Origin of the sequence: Streptomyces sp. BPTC-684, from assembly GCF_030028635.1 — a bacterium.
Lineage (GTDB): Bacteria > Actinomycetota > Actinomycetes > Streptomycetales > Streptomycetaceae > Streptomyces > Streptomyces noboritoensis.
In genome coordinates this window covers 4,973,261-4,995,865 of sequence record NZ_CP124863.1, presented here as the reverse complement: position 1 = coordinate 4,995,865, position 22,605 = coordinate 4,973,261, and the positions used below count along the sequence as shown (strand labels likewise).

Sequence of the window (22,605 nt, the reverse complement as noted above, 5' to 3'; positions counted from 1 at the left end):
GCCGTCCGCCCTGCCTAGACTTGCCGGTCATGAAGAGCGAGTCCGTCGTCCAGGTGGCCGGCCTGGTCAAACGGTACGGATCGAAGACCGCCGTGGACGGCCTCGACCTGCGGGTCGCCGCCGGGACCGTCACCGCCGTCCTCGGCCCCAACGGTGCCGGCAAGACCACCACGATCGAGACCTGCGAGGGCTACCGCAGACCGGACGCCGGCACGGTCCGCGTCCTCGGCCTCGACCCGGTCACCGAGGCCGAGCGGCTCCGCCCGCGCATCGGCGTGATGCTCCAGTCCGGCGGCGTCTACTCCGGCGCCCGCGCCGAGGAGATGCTCCGCCACATGGCCAAGCTGCACGCCCACCCGCTGGACGTGCCCGCGCTCATCGAGCGCCTCGGCCTGGAGAGCTGCGGACGCACCACCTACCGCCGGCTCTCCGGCGGCCAGCAGCAGCGCCTCGCGCTCGCCATGGCCGTGGTCGGCCGCCCCGAGCTGGTCTTCCTGGACGAGCCGACCGCGGGCCTGGACCCGCAGGCCCGCCGCGCCACCTGGGACCTCGTACGGGAACTGCGGGCCGACGGCGTCTCCACCGTCCTGACCACGCACTTCATGGACGAGGCCGAGGAGCTCGCGGACGACGTGGCGATCGTCGACGCGGGCAAGGTCGTCGCCCAGGGCTCCCCCGAGACGCTCTGCCGCGGCGGCGCCGAGAACACGCTCCGCTTCACCGGCCGCCCCGGGCTCGACCTCGCCTCCCTCCTCAAGGCGCTGCCCGACGGCACGGCCGCGGCCGAGCTCACCTCGGGCGCGTACCGCATCAGCGGCACCGTCGACCCGCAGCTGCTCGCCACCGTCACCTCCTGGTGCGCCCAGCACGGCGTGATGCCCGACGGCATCGCGGTCGAACGCCACACCCTCGAAGACGTCTTTCTCGAACTGACCGGTAGGGAGCTGCGGCGATGAGTGCCGGTACGTACACGCCGAACCCTGGGGCCGCGCCCGTCGGCCGGATGATCGGCGCGCAGGCCGCCCTGGAGACCCGGATGCTGCTGCGCAACGGCGAGCAGCTGCTGCTCACCGTGGTCATCCCGGCGCTGCTGCTCGTGCTGTTCAGCGGGGTCGACATCATCGACACCGGCGCGGGCAAGTCCGTCGACTTCCTCACCCCCGGCGTCCTCGCGCTCGCCGTGATGTCCACCGCCTTCACCGGCCAGGCCATCGCCACCGGCTTCGACCGCCGCTACGGAGTGCTGAAGCGGCTCGGCGCGTCCCCGCTGCCGCGCTGGGCGCTGATGACCGCGAAGACCCTGTCGGTGCTGGTCACCGAGGTGCTCCAGGTCGCCCTGCTGACCGTGATCGCCTTCGCCCTTGGCTGGTCGCCGCACGGCAACCCGTTCGCCGTGCTGCTGCTCCTGGTCCTGGGCACGGCCGCGTTCTCCGGGCTCGGGCTGCTGATGGCGGGCACGCTCAAGGCCGAGGCGACGCTCGCCGCCGCCAATCTGGTCTTCCTGCTGCTGCTCGTGGGCGGCGGGGTAATCGTGCCGATGGACAAGTTCCCGGACGGCGTGCAGACGGCGCTCGGGCTGCTGCCCATCTCGGCCCTCTCGGACGGGCTGCGGGACGTCCTCCAGCACGGGGCGTCGATGCCCTGGGGCGACCTGGGGATCCTGGCGGTCTGGACGGTCCTGGGCCTGGGCGCGGCGGCGAGGTTCTTCCGCTGGGAGTGATCCGCTGAGGCAGGTGGCCGATTCGCACCCCTCGTGCCGCGTCCTCCCGGACCCCCCTCGTGAAAACGTGCACAAACGGCCCCCTACGATAGGGCCCATGCCGAACGTGACCCGAGCCGATGTGGCTCAGGCGGTGCGCAACCCGCTCGCCTTCATCGCCGAGCGGTGGACACCGTCCCCGCGGACCGTCCAGCGCGCGGCCCTGATCGCCGTCGTCATGGCCGTCGTCATCGTGGTGACCGGCGGCGCGGTCCGGCTCACCGGGTCCGGGCTCGGCTGCCCGACCTGGCCCAAGTGCACCGACCAGAGCCTGACGCCGACCGGCGAGATGAACTTCCACAGCGCCGTCGAGTTCGGCAACCGCATGCTCACGTACGTGCTGTGCGCGGCCGTCGGCTGGGCGATCATCGCGGCCCGGGCCGCGAGCCCGTGGCGGCGCAGCGTCACCCGGCTCGGCTGGATCCAGTTCTGGATCGTCATGGGCAACGCGGTCCTGGGCGGCATCGTCGTCCTGGTCGGCCTCAACCCGTACACCGTCGCGGCGCACTTCCTGCTCTCCACCGCGCTCCTCACGGTCGCGATGACGACCTGGCAGCGCACCCGCGAGGGCGACGGCGAGCCGCGCCCGCTGGTGGGCAAGGCCGTGGTCCAGCTGACCTGGCTGCTGGTGGTCGCGGCGGGCGCGCTGGTCGCGGTCGGCACGGTCGTCACCGGCGCCGGGCGGCACGCGGGCGACTCCAGCGACGTGGAGCGCATCCCGCTGAACTGGACGATGATCAGCCAGCTCCACGCCGACCTCGCCTGGGTCGTGGTGGCCCTCACCGTCGCGCTCTGGTTCGTCCTGAAGGCCGTGGACGCCCCAGTGGGGCCGCGCAACCGGGCCCGGGACCTCTTCCTCGTGCTGATGAGCCAGGGGATCATCGGCTACATCCAGTACTTCACCAAGACGCCCGAAGCCCTCGTCGCCCTGCACATGCTCGGCTCGTGCCTGGTGTGGATCGCCGTGGTGCGCGTGCTGCTCTCGCTGCGCGAGCGGCCCGAGGTCGCCGCGTCCGTCCCGGCCCAGTCAGACCCGGCGCTCACCCGCGCCTGACAGCCCGTACACCCGCCGCGCGTTCCCCGCCCCGACCATCGCGGCGACCCGCTCGGCGTCCGTACGGGCCCATGCCCCGTCGGCCACCCAGGCGCCCAGGACCCGGCTCAGCGCGTGGGTGAACTGCCGGGCGCCCACCACGTGCAGCTCGGGCAGCCCGCGCGCGCCGCTGGAGTAGAGCAGCTTCCCGAACGGCGCCAGCTCCAGGAGCTCCGCCAGCACGTCGGCGGCCCTCGCCCCCGTACGCACCAGGGCGGGCCCCACGTCCGCGTACACATGCGGGAAGACGCTCGCCAGATGGGCGGCCTGGCGGTGGTACGGATAGCCGTGCAGCAGCACCAGGTCCGTGCCCAGGCCGTTGGTCGCGGCGGCGAATCCGGCGAGCCCGGTCGCGTCGTCCATGCCGAGCCGCAGCTGGAGCGGGCGCCCCGAGGCCACCGCGCTCCACAGCAGGTGCCGCAGCAGCACGGGGTCCTCCAGCGGTTCCTGGATGCGGCGCCGGGTCAGCCAGCGGCCCGCCGCGCCGCGCACCTCGCCGGGCCCGGGCGGGTCCGGGTCGAGGGCCTGGCGCACGGCCGTGACGGAGATGAAGGCGACGGCCGAGGCGGCCGCGGTGTGCACGGCCTCGGCGAGGTTGGCGAGGAACGCGTCGACGGTGCCCGAGGTGTCGGCGACCTGCTCGGCGAGGAGTTCAAGGCGGACGATCTCATGGGCGTCGGCGGCCCCGGCGGCGCCCAGCTCGCCCGGCCCGGTCAGATCGCCCGGCAGGCCCGTGTCCACCAGATAGGTGGAGACGCCCGAGCCGCGCAGGAGCCGTCTGACGGTCTCCAGGACGCCCAGCTCGCGCCGGCGGGCTAGATAGCGGGCCGGGGCGCAGTGCGCCTCCAGGCCGAGCAGCGGCGGGCACCAGCGGCGGACCGCGAAGCCGGTCTGGGTGTCGAAGAACGTGGTGCCGGGGGCGGGCGGGGCGCCGGTCCTGCCGAGTTGCGTCTCGAACGTGCCGAGCCCCAGCTCGGTGCGGAGCACTCCATGGCAGTACTGGTCCACCAGGTCCGGCTGCGGCACGGCGTCGATCATCCGGGGCTCCCTGGGTGGTGTGCTTCCACCTCACTAACGGGTGAGCCCCGGATGAGTGTTGCTGTTGCCGTTCAGCCGTTCTTAGGACCGCCGAGCTGGATCCCGGCCATCCGGGTCCACTCGTACCGGCCGGTCTTCACCTTGGCCGCGAACTCGCCGTCGAAGTCCTCGTGGACGGTGATCCCGGCCTTCTCGACCGCGGCGAGCGCGACCGCGTGGCTGGGGGCCACCAGGTCGCCCCAGCCGCCGTCCTCGCCGACGAGCACGATCCGCGCGCCGCGCTGGCCGATGTACGCCACCTGGCCCTCGGCGCCGCCGTGCTCCTTGGCGAAGTGGCCGATCTGCTTGGCGAGGCGCGCCGCGTGACGCTCCGCTTTTACGGCCTGCTTGTCCTGGGTCTCTGCCATAGCCGCGATGCTACTCGTCAGTAGATCAACGTGCGATGGGAGGGGCCAGTGGCTTGCGCCACTGGCCCCTCCCATCGAAGAAGCATTCATTCCGGGGGCTGACGCCCCCGGACCCCCGTTACCTGAGGAACGGGTCCACCGCGACCGCCACGAACAGCAGCGAGACGTAGGTGATGGACCAGTGGAACAGGCGCATCTCCTTGAGCTTGGCGCCCGTCACCTCCGCCTTCGCCCGGTTCTGCAGCCCGTGCGCCTCCCACAGCCAGAAGCCGCCGGCCAGCAGCGCCACCAGGGTGTAGAACCAGCCGGTGTAGCCCAGCGGGGTCAGCAGCAGGGAGACGGCGACCATCAGCCAGCTGTAGAGCACGATCTGCCTGGCGACCACCTTGTTGGAGGCGACGACCGGCAGCATCGGCACGCCCACGCGCGCGTAGTCCTCGCGGACCTTCATGGACAGCGGCCAGTAGTGCGGCGGCGTCCAGAAGAACATGACGAGGAAGAGGATGACCGGCGCCCACGACATCGAGTTGGTGACGGACGACCAGCCGATGAGCACCGGGAGGCAGCCGGCGATGCCGCCCCACACGATGTTCTGCGAGGTGCGGCGCTTCAGGATCATCGTGTAGACGACGACGTAGAAGAGGAGCGCTCCGAGTGACAGCCAGGCCGACAGCCAGTTGACGGCGAAGCCGAACAGGAGCGTGGAGACGATCGCGAGGGTGATGCCGAAGGCGAGGCACTCGCGCGGCGAGACCATCCCGGTGACCAGCGGCCGCTGCGAGGTGCGGTCCATCAGGGCGTCGATGTCGCGGTCGATGTACATGTTCAGCGCGTTGGCGCCGCCCGCCGAGAGGTAGCCGCCGACCGTGGTGATCAGCACCAGCCAGAGCGACGGCACGCCCTGCTCGGCCAGGAACATCACCGGAATGGTGGTGATCAGCAGCAGTTCGATGATCCGCGGCTTGGTCAGCGCCACGAACGCCTTGACGCGGGCCCCGAACGGCCGATGGGCCCCCGGGCTGGGAGTCAAGACGACCCCTGCGGGTCGGGACTCGACGGCCGTCACGCACACCCCTGACAGAGAATTCCCAGCAAGTCCCGGGGCAATCGGTCGAATGGGCCCGGACGTCCCGGGCAGTGAGAACCCGGTGAAGACTTGCGCGTACCACGCCACTGTAGACGTTGCCCATACGCCGCCCTTCGCGGGGGTGGGCTCGTGTTGGGGGCGGGTCGCGAAGACTACGCCGTGAGGCGGAAGTGCCCGGTCTTGGGCACTCTGGAGGTGTGTGTCCCAACCGGTGGGCGGTCGAAAAAATGAGCGTTCCGGCGGGGGTAGGCTCGACAGCGCCCGGTGCGCCCACAGTCACCGGGAACGAACATGTGGAGAGGAGCCCTGACTCAGGGTGAGCACCAAGCCGACCACCACAGACCTTGAGTGGACCGAACTGGACCAGCGGGCCGTAGACACCGGCCGCGTCCTGGCCGCGGATGCTGTACAGAAGGTCGGCAACGGCCATCCTGGTACGGCGATGAGCCTGTCCCCGGCCGCGTACACCCTCTTCCAGAAGGTGATGCGCCACGACCCGGCGGACGCGGACTGGACCGGGCGCGACCGCTTCGTGCTGTCCGCGGGCCACTCGTCCCTCACGCTCTACATCCAGCTCTACCTGGCCGGGTACGGCCTGGAGCTGGACGACCTGAAGGCCTTCCGCACCTGGGGCTCCAAGACCCCGGGCCACCCGGAGTACGGCCACACCACCGGCGTGGAGACCACCACCGGCCCGCTGGGCCAGGGTGTCGCCAACGCCGTGGGCATGGCCATGGCCGCCCGCTACGAGCGCGGTCTGTTCGACCCGGAGGCCGCCCCGGGCACCTCCCCGTTCGACCACTTCGTCTTCGCGATCGCGGGCGACGGCTGCCTCCAGGAGGGCATCTCCGCCGAGGCGTCCTCGATGGCCGGTCACCAGAAGCTGGGCAACCTGGTCCTGCTCTGGGACGACAACCACATCTCGATCGAGGGCGACACGGAGACCGCGGTCTCCGAGGACACCCTCAAGCGGTACGAGGCGTACGGCTGGCACGTCCAGCGCGTGGCGCCGAAGGAGAACGGCGACCTCGACCCGCGGGCGCTGTTCGAGGCGATCGAGGCCGCCAAGGCCGAGACCGAGCGCCCCTCCTTCATCGCGATGCGCTCGATCATCGCCTGGCCCGCCCCGCACGCGCAGAACACCGAGGCCGCGCACGGCTCGGCGCTCGGCGACGACGAGGTGGCGGCCACCAAGCGCGTCCTGGGCTTCGACCCGGAGCAGACCTTCGAGGTCGCCGACGAGGTCATCGCGCACACCCGCGCCGCCCTGGACCGCGGCCGTGAGGCCCGGGGCGAGTGGGAGAAGTCGTTCGCCGCCTGGCGCACCGCCAACCCGCAGCGCGCCGCCGAGTTCGACCGCGTCAACGCGGGCGAGCTGCCCGAGGGCTGGGAGGAGAAGCTCCCGGTCTTCGAGTCCGGCAAGGGCGTCGCCACCCGCGCCGCCTCCGGCAAGGTCCTGCAGGCCCTTGGCGCGGTCATCCCCGAGCTGTGGGGCGGCTCGGCCGACCTCGCGGGCTCGAACAACACGACGATCGACAAGAACTCGTCGTTCCTGCCCGAGGGCAACCCGCTGCCGGAGGCCGACCCGTACGGCCGCACGATCCACTACGGCATCCGCGAGCACTCGATGGCCGCCGAGATGAACGGCATCGCGCTGCACGGCAACACCCGTATCTACGGCGGCACCTTCCTGGTGTTCTCCGACTACATGCGCAACGCGGTGCGTCTGTCGGCCCTGATGCACCTGCCGGTGACGTACGTGTGGACGCACGACTCCATCGGTCTGGGCGAGGACGGCCCGACCCACCAGCCGGTCGAGCACCTGGCCTCGCTGCGCGCGATCCCGGGCCTCAACGTCGTCCGCCCGGCGGACGCCAACGAGACCGCGATCGCCTGGCGCGAGATCCTCAAGCGCTACACCAAGGTGTTCGGCAAGGGCGCCCCGCACGGTCTGGTGCTGACCCGTCAGGGCGTGCCGACGTACGAGGCCAACGAGGGCGCGGCCAAGGGCGGTTACGTGCTGTTCGAGGCCACGGGCCCCTCGGGCGAGACCGCTGACGCCCAGGTCGTCCTCATCGGCACCGGCTCCGAGGTCCAGCTCGCCGTCGAGGCGCGCGAGGCGCTCCAGGCGGAGGGCGTCCCGACCCGGGTCGTCTCGATGCCGTCCGTGGAGTGGTTCGAGGAGCAGGACCAGGCGTACAAGGACAGCGTCCTGCCGCCGTCGGTCAAGGCGCGGGTCGCGGTCGAGGCCGGTATCGGCCTGACCTGGCACCGGTACGTGGGCGACGCGGGCCGCATCGTGTCCCTGGAGCACTTCGGTGCCTCCGCCGACGGCAAGGTGCTCTTCCGCGAGTTCGGCTTCACCGCCGAGAACGTGGCCGCCGCCGCCCGGGAATCTCTGGCCGCCACCGCGCGCTGACGCCGGTATACGAACTAGTAGGAGATGCATTTCTCATGACAGACGCACTCAAGCGCCTCTCCGACGAAGGCGTCGCGATCTGGCTCGACGACCTGTCGCGCAAGCGGATCACCTCGGGCAACCTCGCCGAGCTGATCGACCAGCAGCACGTCGTGGGCGTCACGACCAACCCGTCGATCTTCCAGAAGGCGATCTCCTCGGGTGACGGCTACGAGCAGCAGCTCGCCGACCTCGCCGCCCGCAAGGTCACCGTCGACGAGGCCATTCGCATGATCACGACGGCGGACGTGAGGGACGCCGCCGACATCCTGCGCCCGGTCTTCGACGCGACCGAGGGCCAGGACGGCCGGGTCTCCATCGAGGTCGACCCGCGCCTGGCGCACAACACCACGGCCACCGTCGCCGAGGCCAAGCAGCTGGCCTGGCTGGTGGACCGGCCGAACACGCTCATCAAGATCCCGGCGACCAAGGCGGGCCTGCCCGCGATCACCGAGGTCATCGGCAAGGGCATCAGCGTCAACGTCACGCTGATCTTCTCCCTCGCGCGCTACCGCGAGGTCATGGACGCCTACCTGGCCGGTCTGGAGAAGGCCAAGGAGCGCGGCCTGGACCTGGCGAAGATCCACTCCGTGGCGTCCTTCTTCGTGTCCCGCGTGGACACCGAGATCGACAAGCGGATCGACGCGCTGGGCACCGACGAGGCCAAGGCCGCCCGCGGCAAGGCCGGACTCGCCAACGCGCGCCTGGCCTACCAGGCGTACGAGGAGGTCTTCTCCTCCGACCGCTGGGCCGCCCTCGACAAGGCGCACGCCAACAAGCAGCGCCCGCTGTGGGCCTCCACCGGCGTGAAGGACAAGGCGTACAAGGACACCCTGTACGTCGACGACCTGGTCGCCCCCAACACGGTGAACACCATGCCGGAGGCCACCCTGGAGGCGGCCGCCGACCACGGGCGGATCACCGGCGACACCGTCTCGGGCACCTACGAGCAGGCGCGCGCCGAGCTCGACGCCGTCGAGAAGCTGGGCATCTCGTACGACGAGGTCGTGCAGCTCCTGGAGGACGAGGGCGTCGAGAAGTTCGAGGCGTCCTGGAACGACCTGCTCAAGTCGACCGAGGCGGAGCTTGAGCGCCTCGCACCCTCGGAGGCGTAGATCTTGTCAAGCAGCAATCCGCTGCGTGACGCCGCAGACCGACGGCTCCCGCGTATCGCGGGGCCGTCGGGCCTGGTGATCTTTGGCGTCACGGGCGATTTGTCCCGTAAAAAGCTGATGCCCGCTGTCTATGACCTCGCCAACCGCGGTCTGCTTCCGCCGGGCTTCTCCCTGATCGGCTTCGCCCGCCGGGAGTGGCAGGACGAGGACTTCGCGCAGGAGGTCCACGACGCCGTCAAGGCGCACGCGCGGACCCCCTTCCGCGAGGAGGTCTGGCAGCAGCTCATCCAGGGCATGCGCTTCGTCCAGGGCGACTTCGACGACGACAACGCCTTCGAGCAGCTGAAGTCGACGATCGCCGAGCTCGACAAGGCGCAGGGCACCGGCGGCAACTTCGCCTTCTACCTCTCGGTGCCGCCGAAGTTCTTCCCCCAGGTCGTCCAGCAGCTCAAGAAGCACGGGCTCGCCGACCAGAAGGACGGCTCCTGGCGCCGCGCGGTCATCGAGAAGCCCTTCGGCCACGACCTGGTCTCCGCCCAGGAGCTCAACAAGGTCGTCCACGAGGTCTTCCCGCCGGACGAGGTCTTCCGGATCGACCACTACCTCGGCAAGGAGACCGTCCAGAACATCCTGGCGCTCCGCTTCGCCAACACCATGTTCGAGCCGCTCTGGAACCGGTCGTACGTCGACCACGTCCAGATCACCATGGCCGAGGACATCGGCATCGGCGGCCGGGCCGGGTACTACGACGGCATCGGCGCCGCCCGTGACGTGATCCAGAACCACCTCCTCCAGCTGCTCGCGCTGACCGCGATGGAGGAGCCCGCCTCCTTCGACGCGGACGCGCTGGCGGCGGAGAAGACCAAGGTCCTGGGCGCGGTGCGGCTGCCGAAGGACCTGGGCGCCAACGCGGTGCGCGGTCAGTACGCGGCCGGGTGGCAGGGCGGCGAGAAGGCCGTCGGCTACCTCCAGGAAGACGGCATCGACCCCAAGTCGAAGACCGACACCTACGCCGCGGTCAAGCTGGAGATCGACAACCGCCGCTGGGCGGGCGTCCCGTTCTACCTGCGCACCGGCAAGCGCCTGGGCCGCCGGGTCACCGAGATCGCGGTGGTCTTCCAGCGCGCCCCGCACTCCCCCTTCGACCACACGGCGACGGAGGAGCTGGGGCAGAACGCGCTGGTCATCCGGGTCCAGCCGGACGAGGGCGTCACCGTGCGGTTCGGCTCCAAGGTGCCGGGCACCTCGATGGAGGTCCGGGACGTGTCGATGGACTTCGCCTACGGCGAGTCCTTCACCGAGTCCAGCCCCGAGGCGTACGAGCGGCTCATCCTCGACGTCCTGCTCGGCGACTCCAACCTCTTCCCCCGCTTGGAGGAGGTCGAGCTGTCCTGGAAGATCCTCGACCCGATCGAGCAGTACTGGGACGCCCACGGCAAGCCCGCGCAGTACGCGTCGGGCACCTGGGGCCCGGTCGAGGCGGACGAAATGCTCGCACGAGACGGACGGAGCTGGCGCCGGCCATGAAGATCGACCTTACGGACACCACGGCCAGCAAGATCAACAAGGCACTCGTCCAGGGCCGCCGCGCCGTCGGCACACCCGCCGTCGGCATGGTCCTGACCCTGGTCATCGTCACCGACGAGGAGAACGCGTACGACGCGCTCCGCGCCGCGAGCGACGCCTCGCGCGAGCACCCCTCGCGCACCCTCGTGGTCATCAAGCGGGTCTCCCGCTCGCCGCGCGACCGCACCCAGTCGCGCCTGGACGCCGAGGTGCGGGTCGGCGCGGACGCGGGCACCGGTGAGACGGTGATCCTGCGGCTGTACGGCGAGGTGGTCGACCACGCCCAGTCGGTGGTGCTGCCGCTGCTGCTGCCGGACGCGCCGGTCGTCGTCTGGTGGCCGGTGAACTCGCCGATCGACCCGGCCAACGACCCGCTGGGCGCCCTCGCCCAGCGCCGGGTCACCGACACCTACGCCGCCGAGCAGCCCATAGAGGAGCTGACCGGCCGCGCCGCGACCTACACCCCGGGCGACACCGACCTGTCGTGGACCCGCATCACGCCCTGGCGCTCGATGCTGGCCGCGGCGCTCGACCAGGTGTCGTGCAAGGTGACCTCGGTCGAGGTGGAGGGCGAGGAGTTCAACCCGAGCTGCGAGCTGCTCGCCATGTGGCTCGCGGACCGGCTCGACGTGCCGGTGCGGCGCTCGCAGTCCTCGGGCCCGGGCCTGACCGCCGTACGGATGGAGACGGACTGCGGCCCGATCGTCCTGGACCGCGCCGACGGCTCGCTGGCCACGCTCTCCATCCAGGGCCAGCCGGACCGCGCGGTGGCGCTCAAGCGGCGCGAGACGGCCGAGCTGATCGCCGAGGAGCTGCGGCGCCTCGACCCGGACGACACCTACGCCTCCGCGCTGAGGTTCGGCGTGGACCGGCTCGGCGAGCCGTCGAACGGGAAGGCCGCGCCCGAGGCCTCCGCTGCGCTGGCGGCGGACGGCTCCGCGGACGCCAAGCCCGCCGCGAAGAAGGCTCCGGCCAAGAAGGCGGCGGCGAAGTGAGCACCCCTCAGCTCGTCGTCCACCGCGACAAGGAGCTGATGGCGCAGGCCGCGGCGGCCCGGCTGATCACGAAGGTCGTGGACGCCCAGGCCGCCCGCGGCTCGGCGTCCGTGGTCCTCACCGGCGGCCGCAACGGCAACGGGCTGCTCGCGGCCCTCGCCTCCTCCCCGGCCCGGGACGCGATCGACTGGTCGCGGCTCGACCTGTGGTGGGGCGACGAGCGGTTCCTGCCCGAGGGCGACCCGGAGCGCAATGTCACCCAGGCCCGGGCGGCGCTGCTCGACGCGGTGCCGGTCGACCCGAAGCGGGTGCACGCGATGCCCGCGTCGGACGGCCCGTACGGTACGGACGTGGACGCGGCGGCCGCCGCGTACGCCGAGGAGCTGGCCGCCGCGTCCGGCCCGGAGGACCACGGCGACGTGCCGACGTTCGACGTGCTGATGCTGGGGGTCGGCCCCGACACCCATGTGGCGTCGCTCTTCCCGGAGCTGCCCGCGGTGCGCGAGACCGAGCGGACGGTGGTCGGGGTGCACGGCGCGCCCAAGCCGCCGCCGGTCCGGGTCTCGATGACGCTGCCGGCGATCCGGGCGGCCCGCGAGGTGTGGCTGCTCGCGGCGGGCGAGGACAAGGCGCAGGCCGCGGCCATCGCCCTGTCGGGCGCGGGCGAGGTGCAGGCTCCGGCCGCGGGTGCGTACGGCCGTGGCCGCACCCTGTGGCTGCTCGACTCGGCGGCCGCGTCCCGGCTGCCGCGCGCGCTGTATCCGCCTGCCTCGCCGTGACCTCACCGTGAGGCGAACGGGCCCGGTCCACCTCCTGGTGGACCGGGCCCGCTGCTTTGTGGCGCGACGTCAGAGGATGATCTGCTCGCCGCCGGACGCCTCCAGACGGGCGATCGCGGTACGGACCGCCGCCACGAAGCCGTCGTACACGGCGGTGGTGCTGGTCGCGCGGCCCGCGATGGTGTTCACGGTGAACATGGACTTGCGCAGCTCGGTCGTGATCTCCAGCTGGGCGCCCTTGCCGAGCAGCGTCCGGTTGCAGATGTTGGTCGGGTCGACGCCCGCCAGGTCCGGCTCGGTGGAGCCGTCGATGGTCTGGAACCCGGCGGCGCGCAGCGCGTCGCGCAGATACGTCTTGAGCGTGGTGTTGAGACCGCCCACCACGACGGCCTCGGGGCGCGAGGTGGGCGCCCCGGCCTGGGTGGCAGTGCAGCCGTGCAGGCTCACCGCGTTGAGGTTCGCGGCGGCGATGGACAGGGCCACCTTGTCGTCGCAGTTCTTCGACGTGACGTGCAGCTCGCTGTTGTTGGTGCTGCGGATGGCCTCGAACATCCAGTAGTCGTACGCCGGGCCGCCCTTGGCCGCGAGCGTGGCCGGGTCGTATCCGGCGATGCCGAGGCAGAGCTCGGAGGTGCCGCCCTCGATGCCGCCGCCGTGCAGCGCGAGGATCGCGGTGCGGCCGTAGGGAACGGCCGTCTTCTGGTCGCTGTCGACCTGCTCGTGCCGCTTGTAGCGTCTGGCGAAGTCGGTGCCCTCCTTGCCCGCGAGCCGGGTGTAGAGGTCGGTGTTGGAGGAGTAGAGGTCATTGGCGCCCGTGGCGTGCGCGGCGCTCGCCCCGAGCCCGCTCATCAGCGGACCGGCGACGGTGGCGGTGGCCAGGGCGGTGAGAACCGTACGACGGCTGGTGGAAGTCATGTCCGTAATGATCCCTACGGTGTGCGGGGGCGCTGCGGCAGGGTCGGTTTTCGGCCTGGCCAGCACGGTTCGGCCACCCCGCCGGGGGCTGCGCCCCGGATCCCGTTCGTCTGCGGGCCGCCTGTGGCTGGTCGCGCAGTTCCCCGCGCCCCTGGATGCGCCCCTTCGGGGCGCCCAGGGGATGCCGCGCAGCGGCATTTTTAGGGGCGCGGGGAACTGCGCGAGCAACCCCCACCGGCCCGCAGACAAACCCCGGGCCAAAAGGGGCGGCCCCCGTCACGGCCTCAACGGCCCCGCAGCGCCCGGTACTTGGCGACCAGCGCCTTGCTGGACTCGTCCAGGCCCGGCACGTCGGCCCCCTCGGTCAGCGCGGGCTCGACCCGCTTCGCGAGGACCTTGCCCAGCTCCACGCCCCACTGGTCGAAGGAGTCGATGTTCCAGATCGCGCCCTGGACGAACACCTTGTGCTCGTACAGCGCGATGAGCTGGCCGAGGACGGACGGGGTGAGCCCCTTCGCCAGGACGGTGGTCGTGGGGTGGTTGCCGCGGAACGTCTTGTGCGGCACCAGCTCCTCGGCCACGCCCTCCGCCCGTACCTCCTCGGGCGTCTTGCCGAAGGCCAGCGCCTGCGTCTGGGCGAAGAAGTTGGCCATCAGCAGGTCGTGCTGGGCGACCAGGCCGGGCCGGAGGTCGGCGACCGGCTCGGCGAAGCCGATGAAGTCGGCCGGGATGACCTTGGTGCCCTGGTGGATCAACTGGTAGTAGGCGTGCTGCCCGTTGGTGCCCGGGGTGCCCCAGACGACCGGACCGGTCTGCCACTCGACCGGGTTGCCGTCGCGGTCCACGGACTTGCCGTTGGACTCCATGTCGAGCTGCTGGAGGTAGGCGGTGAACTTCGACAGGTAGTGCGAATACGGCAGCACCGCGTGCGACTGGGCGTCGAAGAACGCCCCGTACCAGACGCCGAGCAGACCGAGCAGGAGCGGCGCGTTGGCCTCGGCGGGGGCGGTGCGGAAGTGCTCGTCGACCAGGTGGAAGCCGTCGAGCAGCTCGCGGAAGCGGTCCGGGCCGATGGCGAGCATCAGCGAGAGGCCGATCGCCGAGTCGAACGAGTAGCGCCCGCCGACCCAGTCCCAGAACTCGAACATGTTGGCCGTGTCGATGCCGAAGTCCGCGACCTTCTCGGCGTTGGTGGAGAGCGCCACGAAGTGCCTGGCGACCGCGTCCTGACCCGCGCTCAGCTCGGCGAGGAGCCAGTCGCGCGCGGAGGTGGCGTTGGTGATGGTCTCGATGGTGGTGAAGGTCTTGGACGCGATGACGAACAGCGTCTCGGCCGCGTCCAGGTCGCGGACCGCCTCGTGGAGGTCGGCGCCGTCGACGTTGGAGACGAAGCGGACCGTCAGACCCCGGTCGGTGAAGGACCGCAGCGCCTCGTACGCCATCGCCGGACCGAGGTCGGATCCGCCGATGCCGATGTTGACGACGTTCCTGATCCGCCTGCCGGTGTGCCCGGTCCATTCGCCCGACCGGACGCGCTCGGAGAAGGCGGCCATCTTGTCGAGCACCGCGTGCACGCCCGGCACCACGTTCTCGCCGTCGACCTCGACGACCGCGGCGCGCGGGGCGCGCAGCGCGGTGTGCAGCACCGCGCGGTCCTCGGTCGTGTTGATCTTCTCGCCGCGGAACATGGCGTCCCGCAGCCCCGCCACGTCGGCGGCCGCGGCGAGCTCGCGCAGCAGCCCCAGGGTCTCGTCGGTGACGAGGTGCTTCGAGTAGTCGAGATGCAGGTCGCCGACCGTCAGGGTGTATCCGGCGCCGCGGCCGGGGTCGGCGGCGAACAGCTCGCGCAGATGGGTGTCCCCCAACTGCTCGCGGTGCTTGCCCAGTGCGGTCCACTCAGGCATCTGGTTGAGCCTGATACGTCCCGCCCGTCGCCCACCACCACCCTTCTTAGGAGCGCTTCGCGCGTACCCTCTTTTCGCGTTCATCTCTGACATCAGCCCACTTCCTCGTACTCGCGTACGTACCTGCCCCGCTGCCCCTCCAACCTAGTTGATCAGGACGTAAGGGCAGGAATCGGAGCGGCCACGGCGGCCGGGCACCATCCGGACGCCACGAGGGCGGGCGTGTCGGGCGTCCAGGGCGGTGATGCCGAAGGGCCCGGCAGACGAACCGAGTTCGTCTGCCGGGCCCTTCGCTGTCAGATCTCGCCGCGCAGCTTGGCGAGCGCCTCCGCGAGGATCGCCTCGCCGTCCGCGTCGCTGCGCCGCTCCCGCACGTACGCGAGGTGGGTCTTGTACGGCTCCGTGCGCGGCGGGTCCGGCGGGTTGTCCCGGTCCTGACCGGCCGGGAAACCGCAGCGCGGGCAGTCCCACGTCTCCGGAACCTGTGCGTCACTGGCGAAGCTCGGCTGCGTCTCGTGCCCGTTCGAGCACCAGAAGGAGATGCGGAGACGCGGCGCGGACTCGCCGCGCTCGGCCTCACCCATCGGCCCCGCTCCGACCCGGCTTCCCCGGATCGCGTTGCCACTTGCCACGGTCGTAACTCCCTGCGTGATGGTGCTCGAAGATGCCCCAGTCTACGTAAGGCCCAACGCGCGTCCAGTGATTGTAGTTACACCCACCTCTGAACGCGGAGACGACAGATCAGTTGTCCAGCTTCATCAGCAGACCAAGTACGACAATGCTCGCGAACCACAGCAGACCGACCACGACGGTGATCCGGTCCAGGTTGCGCTCGGCGACCGACGAACCGCCGACGGACGACTGCATTCCGCCACCGAACATGTCGGAGAGGCCGCCGCCCTTCCCCTTGTGCATCAGCACCAGCAGCATCAGCAGCAGGCTGAAGACGATCAGGGCAATCGAGAACCCGACAATCACGGCTGGACCAACTTCCTAGGACTGATATGGCGACGGGGGCCGGGGGGACGTGTTCCGTAATCCCGAGCCCGACCCCCGCAAGGGTACGACGGATCCGCGCTACCGCATACTCACTGGTCGCGGAAGCGGACGATCTTGACGAACTCGTCGGCGTCCAGCGCCGCGCCGCCCACCAGGGCGCCGTCGACATCCGGCTGCGCCATGATCGCGGCCACGTTCGAGGCCTTGACCGAGCCGCCGTACTGGATGCGGACCTTGTCGGCCAGCTCCTGCGAGTAGAGCTCCGCGAGGCGGCCGCGGATGGCTCCGCACACCTCCTGCGCGTCCTCGGGGGTGGCGACCTCGCCGGTGCCGATGGCCCACACCGGCTCGTACGCGATCACGATGGACTCGGCCTGCTCGGCCGGGACGTCCTTGAGGCCGCCGTCCAGCTGGTTCAGCGTGTAGGAGACCTGGTCGCCCGCCTTGCGGATGTCCAGGCCCTCGCCGACGCAGAGGATCGGGGTCAGGCCGTGCTTGAACGCGGCCTTCACCTTGGCGTTGCAGAGCTCGTCGCTCTCGGCGTGGTACTGACGGCGCTCGGAGTGGCCCACGGCCACGTACGTGCACTTCAGCTTGGAGAGCATCGGGCCCGAGATCTCACCGGTGTAGGCACCGGAGTCCTGCGCCGAGATGTCCTGGGCGCCGTACTTGATCTTCAGCTTGTCGCCGTCGACCAGGGTCTGCACCGACCGCAGGTCCACGAAGGGCGGCAGGACCGCGACCTCGACTGCGTCGTAGTCCTTGTCGGCCAGGGCGAAGGCGAGCTTCTGGACGTGCGCGATGGCCTCAAGGTGGTTGAGGTTCATCTTCCAGTTGCCGGCCATCAGCGGGATACGCGTGGTCACGGTGTTCAGTCCTCCAGTGCGGCAAGGCCGGGAAGCGTCTTGCCCTCAAGGTATTCGAGGCTCGCGCCGCCGCCGGTCGAGATGTGACCGAAGGCGTTCTCGTCGAAGCCGAGCGTGCGCACGGCGGCGGCGGAGTCGCCGCCGCCGACGACGGTGAAGCCGTCGCAGTTCAGGAGCGCCCGTGCGATCGCCCGGGTGCCGCCCGCGTAGTCCGGGTGCTCGAAGACGCCGACCGGGCCGTTCCAGAACACGGTCTCGGCGTCGGCGATCTTCGACTCGTACAGCTCGCGGGTCCTGGGGCCGATGTCCAGGCCCTCCTTGTCGGCGGGGATCTTGTCCGCGTCGACGGTGACGAAGTCGGCCGGGGCCTTGGTCTTCAGGTCCGGGAAGTCGGCCGAGGCCAGGATGTCGACCGGCAGGACCAGCTCGACACCGCTCTTCTCGGCGCGCTCCATGTACTCCGTGACGACCGGGATCTGGTCCTCCTGGAGCAGCGAGATGCCCACCTCGTAGCCCTTGGCCTTGAGGAAGGTGTACGCCATGCCGCCGCCGATGAGGATGCGGTCGGCCTTGCCGAGCAGCTGGTCGATGACGGCGAGCTTGTCGGAGACCTTGGCGCCGCCGAGCACCACCACGTACGGGCGCTTGACGTCGGCGGTGAGCTTCTTCAGGACGCCGACCTCGGTGGCGATGAGGAAGCCGGCCGCGTGCGGGAGGCGCGCGGGCAGGTCGAAGACCGAGGCGTGCTTGCGGTGCACCGCGCCGAAGCCGTCGCCCACGTAGACGTCGGCGAGCTCGGCGAGCGCGTCGGCGAAGGCGCCGCGCTCGGCGTCGTCCTTGCTCGTCTCACCGGCGTTGAAGCGCAGGTTCTCCAGGACGGCGACCTGGCCGTCGGCCAGCGCCGCGACGGTCTCCTTGGCGGAGGCGCCCACGGTGTCGGTGGCGAAGGCGACGTCCGCGCCCAGCAGTTCACCGAGCCGCGCGGCCGCCGGAGCGAGCGAGAAGGCCGGGTCCGGGGCGCCCTTGGGGCGGCCCAGGTGCGAGGCGACGACCACGCGCGCGCCGGCCTCGGCGAGCTTGGCGATCGTCGGCTGGACGGCGCGGATGCGGCCGTCGTCGGTGATGGCGGTGCCGTCGAGCGGCACGTTGAGGTCGGCGCGGACGAATACCCGCTTGCCGGAGACGCCCTCGGCGAGAAGTTCGTCGATCGTCTTCATGTGTTTCTGCGACTCCTTGGAGAAGGACGAGGCAAGCGACAGGGCTCGTGCGGCGCATCGTTGCGCTGCCCGAGCCCTGTGCTCACATCGAGATGCCTGCCCTGAGACTTATCAGACTTAGAGCTGGCCGCCGACGAAGACGGTGAGGTCGACGAGGCGGTTCGAGTAGCCCCACTCATTGTCGTACCAGCCGAGGATCTTCACCGACTTGCCCTCCTGGACCATGGTCAGGGAGGAGTCGAAGGTGCAGGAGGCCGGGTCGCTGACGATGTCGGAGGACACGATCGGGTCCTCGGTGTACGCCAGGATGCCCTGCAGCTCGCCCTCGGCGGCCTTCTTGAACGCGGCGTTGACCTCGTCCTTGGTCACCTCGCGCTCCAGCTCCACGACCAGGTCGGTGGCCGAGCCCGTGGGGACCGGGACGCGCATCGCGATGCCGTCGAGCTTGCCCTTGAGCTTCGGGAGCACCAGCGCGGTGGCCTTCGCGGCACCGGTGGTGGTGGGGATGATGTTCTCGGCGGCGGCGCGGGCGCGGCGCAGGTCCGAGTGCGGGAAGTCCAGGATCCGCTGGTCGTTCGTGTACGCGTGGACGGTCGTCATCAGGCCCTTGACGATGCCGAAGTTCTCGTCGAGGACCTTGGCCATCGGCGCCACGCAGTTGGTGGTGCAGGAGGCGTTGGAGATGACGTGGTGGTTGGCCGCGTCGTACTTGTCCTGGTTGACGCCCATCACGATGGTGATGTCCTCGTCCTTGGCCGGAGCCGAGATGAGGACCTTCTTGGCGCCACCGGCGATGTGCTTCTCGGCGTCGGCCTTCTTGGTGAAGATGCCGGTCGACTCGATGACGATGTCGACGCCCAGCTGACCCCAGGGGATGTCGGCCGGGTTGCGCTCGGAGAGCACCTTGATGGTGTGGCCGTCGACCGTGATGGTGTCGGCGGTGTGGGTCACCTCGGCCTTGAGACGGCCCAGGATGGTGTCGTACTTCAGCAGGTGCGCGGTGGTCGCCGTGTCACCGAGGTCGTTGACAGCCACGATCTGGATGTCAGCACCCTGCTCCAGCAGCGCGCGGAAGTAGTTGCGCCCGATGCGGCCGAAGCCGTTGATGCCTACGCGGATCGTCACGAACCGATCTCCTCGTTGGTACGCCGGGTTCGCACGCCGGCGAGTTTTAATTTGGGATGTCCCCGACCGCCTACGACCCTACCTCTCCCCGAGCCGGGGAGTGACATCGAGCGCATTCGGCGGAGCGGGGCGGTCACCCGTATATGACCGACGACCCGTACCTACCAACGGGTACGGGCCGTCGGGGGGACTTTCGTCCCCACTACCGAGCGTGACCGGCGGTGCCGGTCAGCCGGTGGGGCTTGACACGGGCGGGGTCAGTCCCGCAGCGCGCGGAGCGCCTTGCCGATCACGTTCTTGCGGTCGGCGGCCGACGGCACGTGCTCCAGGCCGAAGCCGAGCAGCACGGTGTCGTGGGTGGTGACGGCCGCCTGGGAGTGGAAGAGCGCCTGGGAGCGGGCCCAGTCGCCGGCGTTGCCGGGGCTGCCGGCCGGCGGTCCCGGCACGCTCCACGGGCCGAGCGCCGTCTCGAAGCCCTCGGCGCCCTGCGCGGTGCCGCCGATGACCAGCTTGGTGTCGTCGACGAAGGCGCCCACCCCGCCGGTGCCGGGGTCCGACACGTAGGAGAGGGAGAGCTCGACCTGCTTGCCCGCGTAGGCGGCGAGGTCGACCGAGACCGGCTGCCAGCCGTTGGAGGAGCCGGTGAAGCGGTTCCAGGCGCCCGAGGTGCCGGTCGCCGTGCAGGCGCCGGAGCCGACGGTCAGGTAGTGCGCGAGGAACGGGTGCCCCTGGACGTAGTAGCCCTGCTCGCACTGGACGGGCACCGCCTGGCTGGTGCCGCCGTTGGTGTCCGGCAGGGTCGTCCAGTCGTCCTGCCCGACCGTGTGCGCCTCGACGATCACGTTGTCGAAGCCCGGCTCGGTGTCATAGCTGAGCTGGAACTGCAGGCTCGGCTGCTGGGCCGCCGCCGTGCCGCTCAGGTCGACGGTCCTGGACAGCCGCATATAGGCGTTGTCCTGGTGCTCGGCCGCCGCGAACCAGTCGCCCACGGCGGGCTCGAACGGGGTGCGGATCCCCGGGTAGCTGCCCGCGGCCGCGCTCTTGAACTGCGGGAACTGGTCGGGCTTGAGCGTGTCCGAGGTGATCGTGTACGCCCCGGCCAGGTCCAGCGGGTTGTCGCTCGCGTTGCCGAGGGCCGCCTTGGCGCCCGCCAGGGTCCCGGTGCCCTCGAAGGCGGGCGGGGACTTCAGGCCGACGCGGTTGTAGGCGCCGAGGTAGTACTGGGCGAAGTCGTCGGAGTCGGCGCCGCCGAGGTCGACGGTGCCGCCCGCCTTCTCACCGGCGTTGACGAGCCGGCCGCCCTCGTTGAGGTAGTCGCGCACGGCCACGGTGACCGCCGCGGTGGGCCGCTCGGCGCCCGTGTACCAGACGACCGTCTCGAAGTGGCTGAGCACGCCGAGCGCGCTGGGCGTGCCCTGGGTGGCCACGTCCCAGACCGCGGACCTGCGGCCGTTGTCGGCGAGCGCCTTGGTGTACGCGGCGGCGTGCTGGGCGGGCGCGGTGCCGCCCTCCTCCGCGAGCACCAGGGTGTCGCCCTTGGGCCGGTCGGCCACGGTGTAGGTGAACGGCGTGCTGGAGGTGGGCTTGCCGGCCCGGGTGCGCCCGGTGAACCAGACCTCCACCTTGGAGCCGGTGTCCGCGCCCTCGACGGTGGCCCGGTACTGGTCGAAGTGGATGTTGTCCTCGCCGCCGTAGACGTCGCCGCCCTTCCAGGCGTCGAGGTCCTCGGTGTGCGTACGGCCGCCGTCGATGCGGTAGTTGAGCGTCTTGTCGCGCACCGACTTGCGTACGGTGACGGAGACTTCCTGGTCATCGCCGCGGGCGTACGAGGTGGTGAAGGCGTTCGGGGTGAAGTCGGGGGCCGCGATGCCGACCGGGGAGACCGGCTGGTCGGCGTTGCGCGCGGTGTCGGCGACGGCCAGCGCGAACGGGATGTTCTTGGTGAACTCCTGCTGGATCAGCTTCTCGTCGTCCGGGAAGTTGAAGACCGACTGGCAGTCGCCGGGCTTCCACTGGTCATTGGGGTCGATCCGGGAGGCGGTCTGGCAGGTCGACATCTCCGGGGTGAACATGTGGATCCCGTTGACGTTCCCCGCGTGGCCGTCGGCCTCGCCGTTGGTGGTGTACAGCTCGGAGGAGAGCTGCGAGCGGTAGCCCGGGATCGCGGGCTTGTCGGGCGTACCGGCCAGCGACTTGTAGAGGACGTCGTCCGGGGTCGGGGTGGCGACCTGCCAGCCCACTCCGTACAGCAGCAGCTGGGCCGCGGAGTGGTAGTTGATCGCGTAGGAGAAGCCGAGCCGCTTCTCGAAGGCGTCCAGCGCGCGGGTCTCCGGCTCGGAGGCCGGGGACGGGCCGCGGTAGGTCTCGTCGGCGGGGTCGGGCGACGAACCCTCGTTGTCGTAGCCCCATTTGTACGGGAAGTTGCGGTTGGGGTCGACGCCGTCGCCGGGGGCGGTCTTCCCGTCGCCGTTGTTGTCGCGCAGGTTCTTGCGCCACAGGCGCTGCTGGGTGCCGGTGAAGGTGTAGTCGTACCCGTCGGGGTTGGCGGAGAGCACGAACCACAGCTCGGTGGAGTCCACGATCTTGGTGACGCGCGGGTCCTTGCCGTAGTTGTCGAGGTAGTAGTGCATCAGCCGCCGGGTCATCTCCGGGGTGATCCACTCACGGGCGTGCTGGTTCGACAGGTACAGCACGGAGGGCTTGGAGCCGTCGCGGGTCTTCGCCGCGCCCTTGGTGAGCTTGAGGGCGAGGATGTCCTGGCCCTTGACCGTCTTGCCGATCGACTCGACCTTGGTGAGGTCCGGGTGCGCGAGCTGGGTGTCGACGATCTCCTTCTGCAGGCCGTTGGCCCCGCTGTAGGGGCGGAAGACGCCGTCTCCCTGGGCCTTGAGGCGCTTCTCGGTCGCCGTCGAGAGCGTGTGCTCGGTGAGGTCGACGCCCTGCTTCTTCAACGCGCCGGCCTGCTTCTTCGTGAGGTAGAGCTCGACCTTGGCGGTCCCCTTGGCGGGTACCTGCGCGGTCAGTTCCTGGCCGTCCGCACCCTGCTGGAGCAGCAGTGGCAGCTGCGCCTTGGTGACGTCGGCGTACCAGACGGAGAGTCCTTCGCCTCCGCCGCCGCCCGGGCTGGCATGGGCGGCTGGTACCGCCGCCAGACCGGCCGTGAGCAGTGAAGCCGCGGCGAGGATCGCTCTCGCTCTGCGTCTCATTGGCCCCCCTTGCTGTTGTGTGCCACGAAAGTGGACAGACGCCAGGCTCATGACACTTCATGATCATGTCAATACC

The 22,605-nt window shown here is 70.4% G+C and carries 19 protein-coding genes; 8 read left to right on the top strand and 11 right to left on the bottom strand.

Translation table 11 applies throughout. The annotated features are described in order from the left end of the window. Positions 1-29: 29 nt before the first annotated feature. The 3 genes from QIY60_RS22050 to QIY60_RS22040 all read left to right on the top strand — a co-directional run bounded on the left by QIY60_RS22050 (position 30) and on the right by QIY60_RS22040 (position 2,813). Entirely contained in the window at positions 30-956 is a 927-nt protein-coding gene (locus tag QIY60_RS22050; RefSeq protein WP_283143993.1) for an ABC transporter ATP-binding protein, read from the top strand. Then, positions 953-1,720, top strand: a complete 768-nt coding sequence (locus QIY60_RS22045; protein ID WP_283143992.1) for an ABC transporter permease — start codon at positions 953-955, stop codon at positions 1,718-1,720. The genes QIY60_RS22050 and QIY60_RS22045 overlap by 4 nt, the downstream gene beginning before the upstream one ends. Positions 1,721-1,808: 88 nt before the next feature. Continuing rightward, positions 1,809-2,813, top strand: coding sequence for a COX15/CtaA family protein (locus tag QIY60_RS22040; protein ID WP_283146032.1), 1,005 nt, complete (start codon positions 1,809-1,811; stop codon positions 2,811-2,813). Here QIY60_RS22040 and QIY60_RS22035 read toward each other — a convergent pair. The 3 genes from QIY60_RS22035 to QIY60_RS22025 all read right to left on the bottom strand — a co-directional run bounded on the left by QIY60_RS22035 (position 2,787) and on the right by QIY60_RS22025 (position 5,369). Beyond that, complete coding sequence (locus tag QIY60_RS22035) at positions 2,787-3,890, bottom strand: amidohydrolase (RefSeq protein ID WP_283143991.1); 1,104 nt, start codon at positions 3,888-3,890, stop codon at positions 2,787-2,789. The genes QIY60_RS22040 and QIY60_RS22035 overlap by 27 nt on opposite strands. Before the next feature lie 71 nt (positions 3,891-3,961). Then, positions 3,962-4,297, bottom strand: a complete 336-nt coding sequence (locus QIY60_RS22030; protein WP_283143990.1) for a hypothetical protein — start codon at positions 4,295-4,297, stop codon at positions 3,962-3,964. Positions 4,298-4,415: 118 nt separating this feature from the next. Continuing rightward, positions 4,416-5,369: a heme o synthase gene (locus QIY60_RS22025; protein WP_283143989.1), complete on the bottom strand. Its 954-nt coding sequence runs from the start codon at positions 5,367-5,369 to the stop codon at positions 4,416-4,418. Positions 5,370-5,700: 331 nt separating this feature from the next. Between QIY60_RS22025 and tkt the strand changes: the two genes are divergently transcribed. The 5 genes from tkt to pgl are packed head-to-tail and all read left to right on the top strand — an operon-like array spanning position 5,701 to position 12,297. Next, the gene (gene tkt, locus QIY60_RS22020) at positions 5,701-7,803 is read left to right on the top strand and encodes a transketolase (RefSeq protein ID WP_283143988.1); all 2,103 of its coding nucleotides are present in this window, start codon (positions 5,701-5,703) and stop codon (positions 7,801-7,803) included. A 35-nt stretch (positions 7,804-7,838) separates the two neighbouring features. Further along, positions 7,839-8,957 carry a transaldolase gene (tal, locus tag QIY60_RS22015; RefSeq protein WP_283143987.1) on the top strand — a complete coding sequence of 373 codons (1,119 nt, stop codon included), beginning with the start codon at positions 7,839-7,841 and terminating at the stop codon, positions 8,955-8,957. A gap of 3 nt (positions 8,958-8,960) precedes the next feature. Then, entirely contained in the window at positions 8,961-10,484 is a 1,524-nt protein-coding gene (zwf, locus tag QIY60_RS22010) for a glucose-6-phosphate dehydrogenase (protein ID WP_283143986.1), read from the top strand. After that, positions 10,481-11,518, top strand: coding sequence for a glucose-6-phosphate dehydrogenase assembly protein OpcA (gene opcA / locus QIY60_RS22005; RefSeq protein WP_283143985.1), 1,038 nt, complete (start codon positions 10,481-10,483; stop codon positions 11,516-11,518). Before zwf ends, opcA begins: the two co-directional genes overlap by 4 nt. Continuing rightward, entirely contained in the window at positions 11,515-12,297 is a 783-nt protein-coding gene (pgl, locus tag QIY60_RS22000; protein WP_283143984.1) for a 6-phosphogluconolactonase, read from the top strand. The genes opcA and pgl overlap by 4 nt, the downstream gene beginning before the upstream one ends. Positions 12,298-12,366: 69 nt before the next feature. Here pgl and QIY60_RS21995 read toward each other — a convergent pair whose 3' ends face one another. The 8 genes from QIY60_RS21995 to QIY60_RS21960 form a co-directional block, all read right to left on the bottom strand. Then, positions 12,367-13,212 (bottom strand): poly-gamma-glutamate hydrolase family protein, encoded by an 846-nt coding sequence (locus QIY60_RS21995; protein ID WP_283143983.1) that lies wholly within the window; start codon positions 13,210-13,212, stop codon positions 12,367-12,369. A 284-nt stretch (positions 13,213-13,496) separates the two neighbouring features. Further along, on the bottom strand, positions 13,497-15,116 hold the full coding sequence (pgi, locus tag QIY60_RS21990) for a glucose-6-phosphate isomerase (protein WP_283143982.1): 1,620 nt from the start codon (positions 15,114-15,116) through the stop codon (positions 13,497-13,499). A gap of 296 nt (positions 15,117-15,412) precedes the next feature. Further along, a complete protein-coding gene (locus QIY60_RS21985) occupies positions 15,413-15,748 on the bottom strand; it encodes an RNA polymerase-binding protein RbpA (protein ID WP_003976875.1) in 336 nt (111 codons plus the stop codon). A gap of 109 nt (positions 15,749-15,857) precedes the next feature. Continuing rightward, complete coding sequence (gene secG, locus QIY60_RS21980) at positions 15,858-16,094, bottom strand: preprotein translocase subunit SecG (protein ID WP_190088918.1); 237 nt, start codon at positions 16,092-16,094, stop codon at positions 15,858-15,860. A gap of 110 nt (positions 16,095-16,204) precedes the next feature. Continuing rightward, positions 16,205-16,981, bottom strand: coding sequence for a triose-phosphate isomerase (gene tpiA, locus QIY60_RS21975; RefSeq protein WP_283143981.1), 777 nt, complete (start codon positions 16,979-16,981; stop codon positions 16,205-16,207). 5 nt (positions 16,982-16,986) lie between these two features. Continuing rightward, positions 16,987-18,198 carry a phosphoglycerate kinase gene (locus QIY60_RS21970; protein WP_283143980.1) on the bottom strand — a complete coding sequence of 404 codons (1,212 nt, stop codon included), beginning with the start codon at positions 18,196-18,198 and terminating at the stop codon, positions 16,987-16,989. 117 nt (positions 18,199-18,315) lie between these two features. After that, the gene (gap, locus tag QIY60_RS21965) at positions 18,316-19,323 is read right to left on the bottom strand and encodes a type I glyceraldehyde-3-phosphate dehydrogenase (RefSeq protein WP_283143979.1); all 1,008 of its coding nucleotides are present in this window, start codon (positions 19,321-19,323) and stop codon (positions 18,316-18,318) included. Positions 19,324-19,580: 257 nt separating this feature from the next. After that, positions 19,581-22,529, bottom strand: a complete 2,949-nt coding sequence (locus tag QIY60_RS21960; RefSeq protein WP_283143978.1) for a M14 family metallopeptidase — start codon at positions 22,527-22,529, stop codon at positions 19,581-19,583. Between the last annotated feature and the right edge of the window lie 76 nt (positions 22,530-22,605).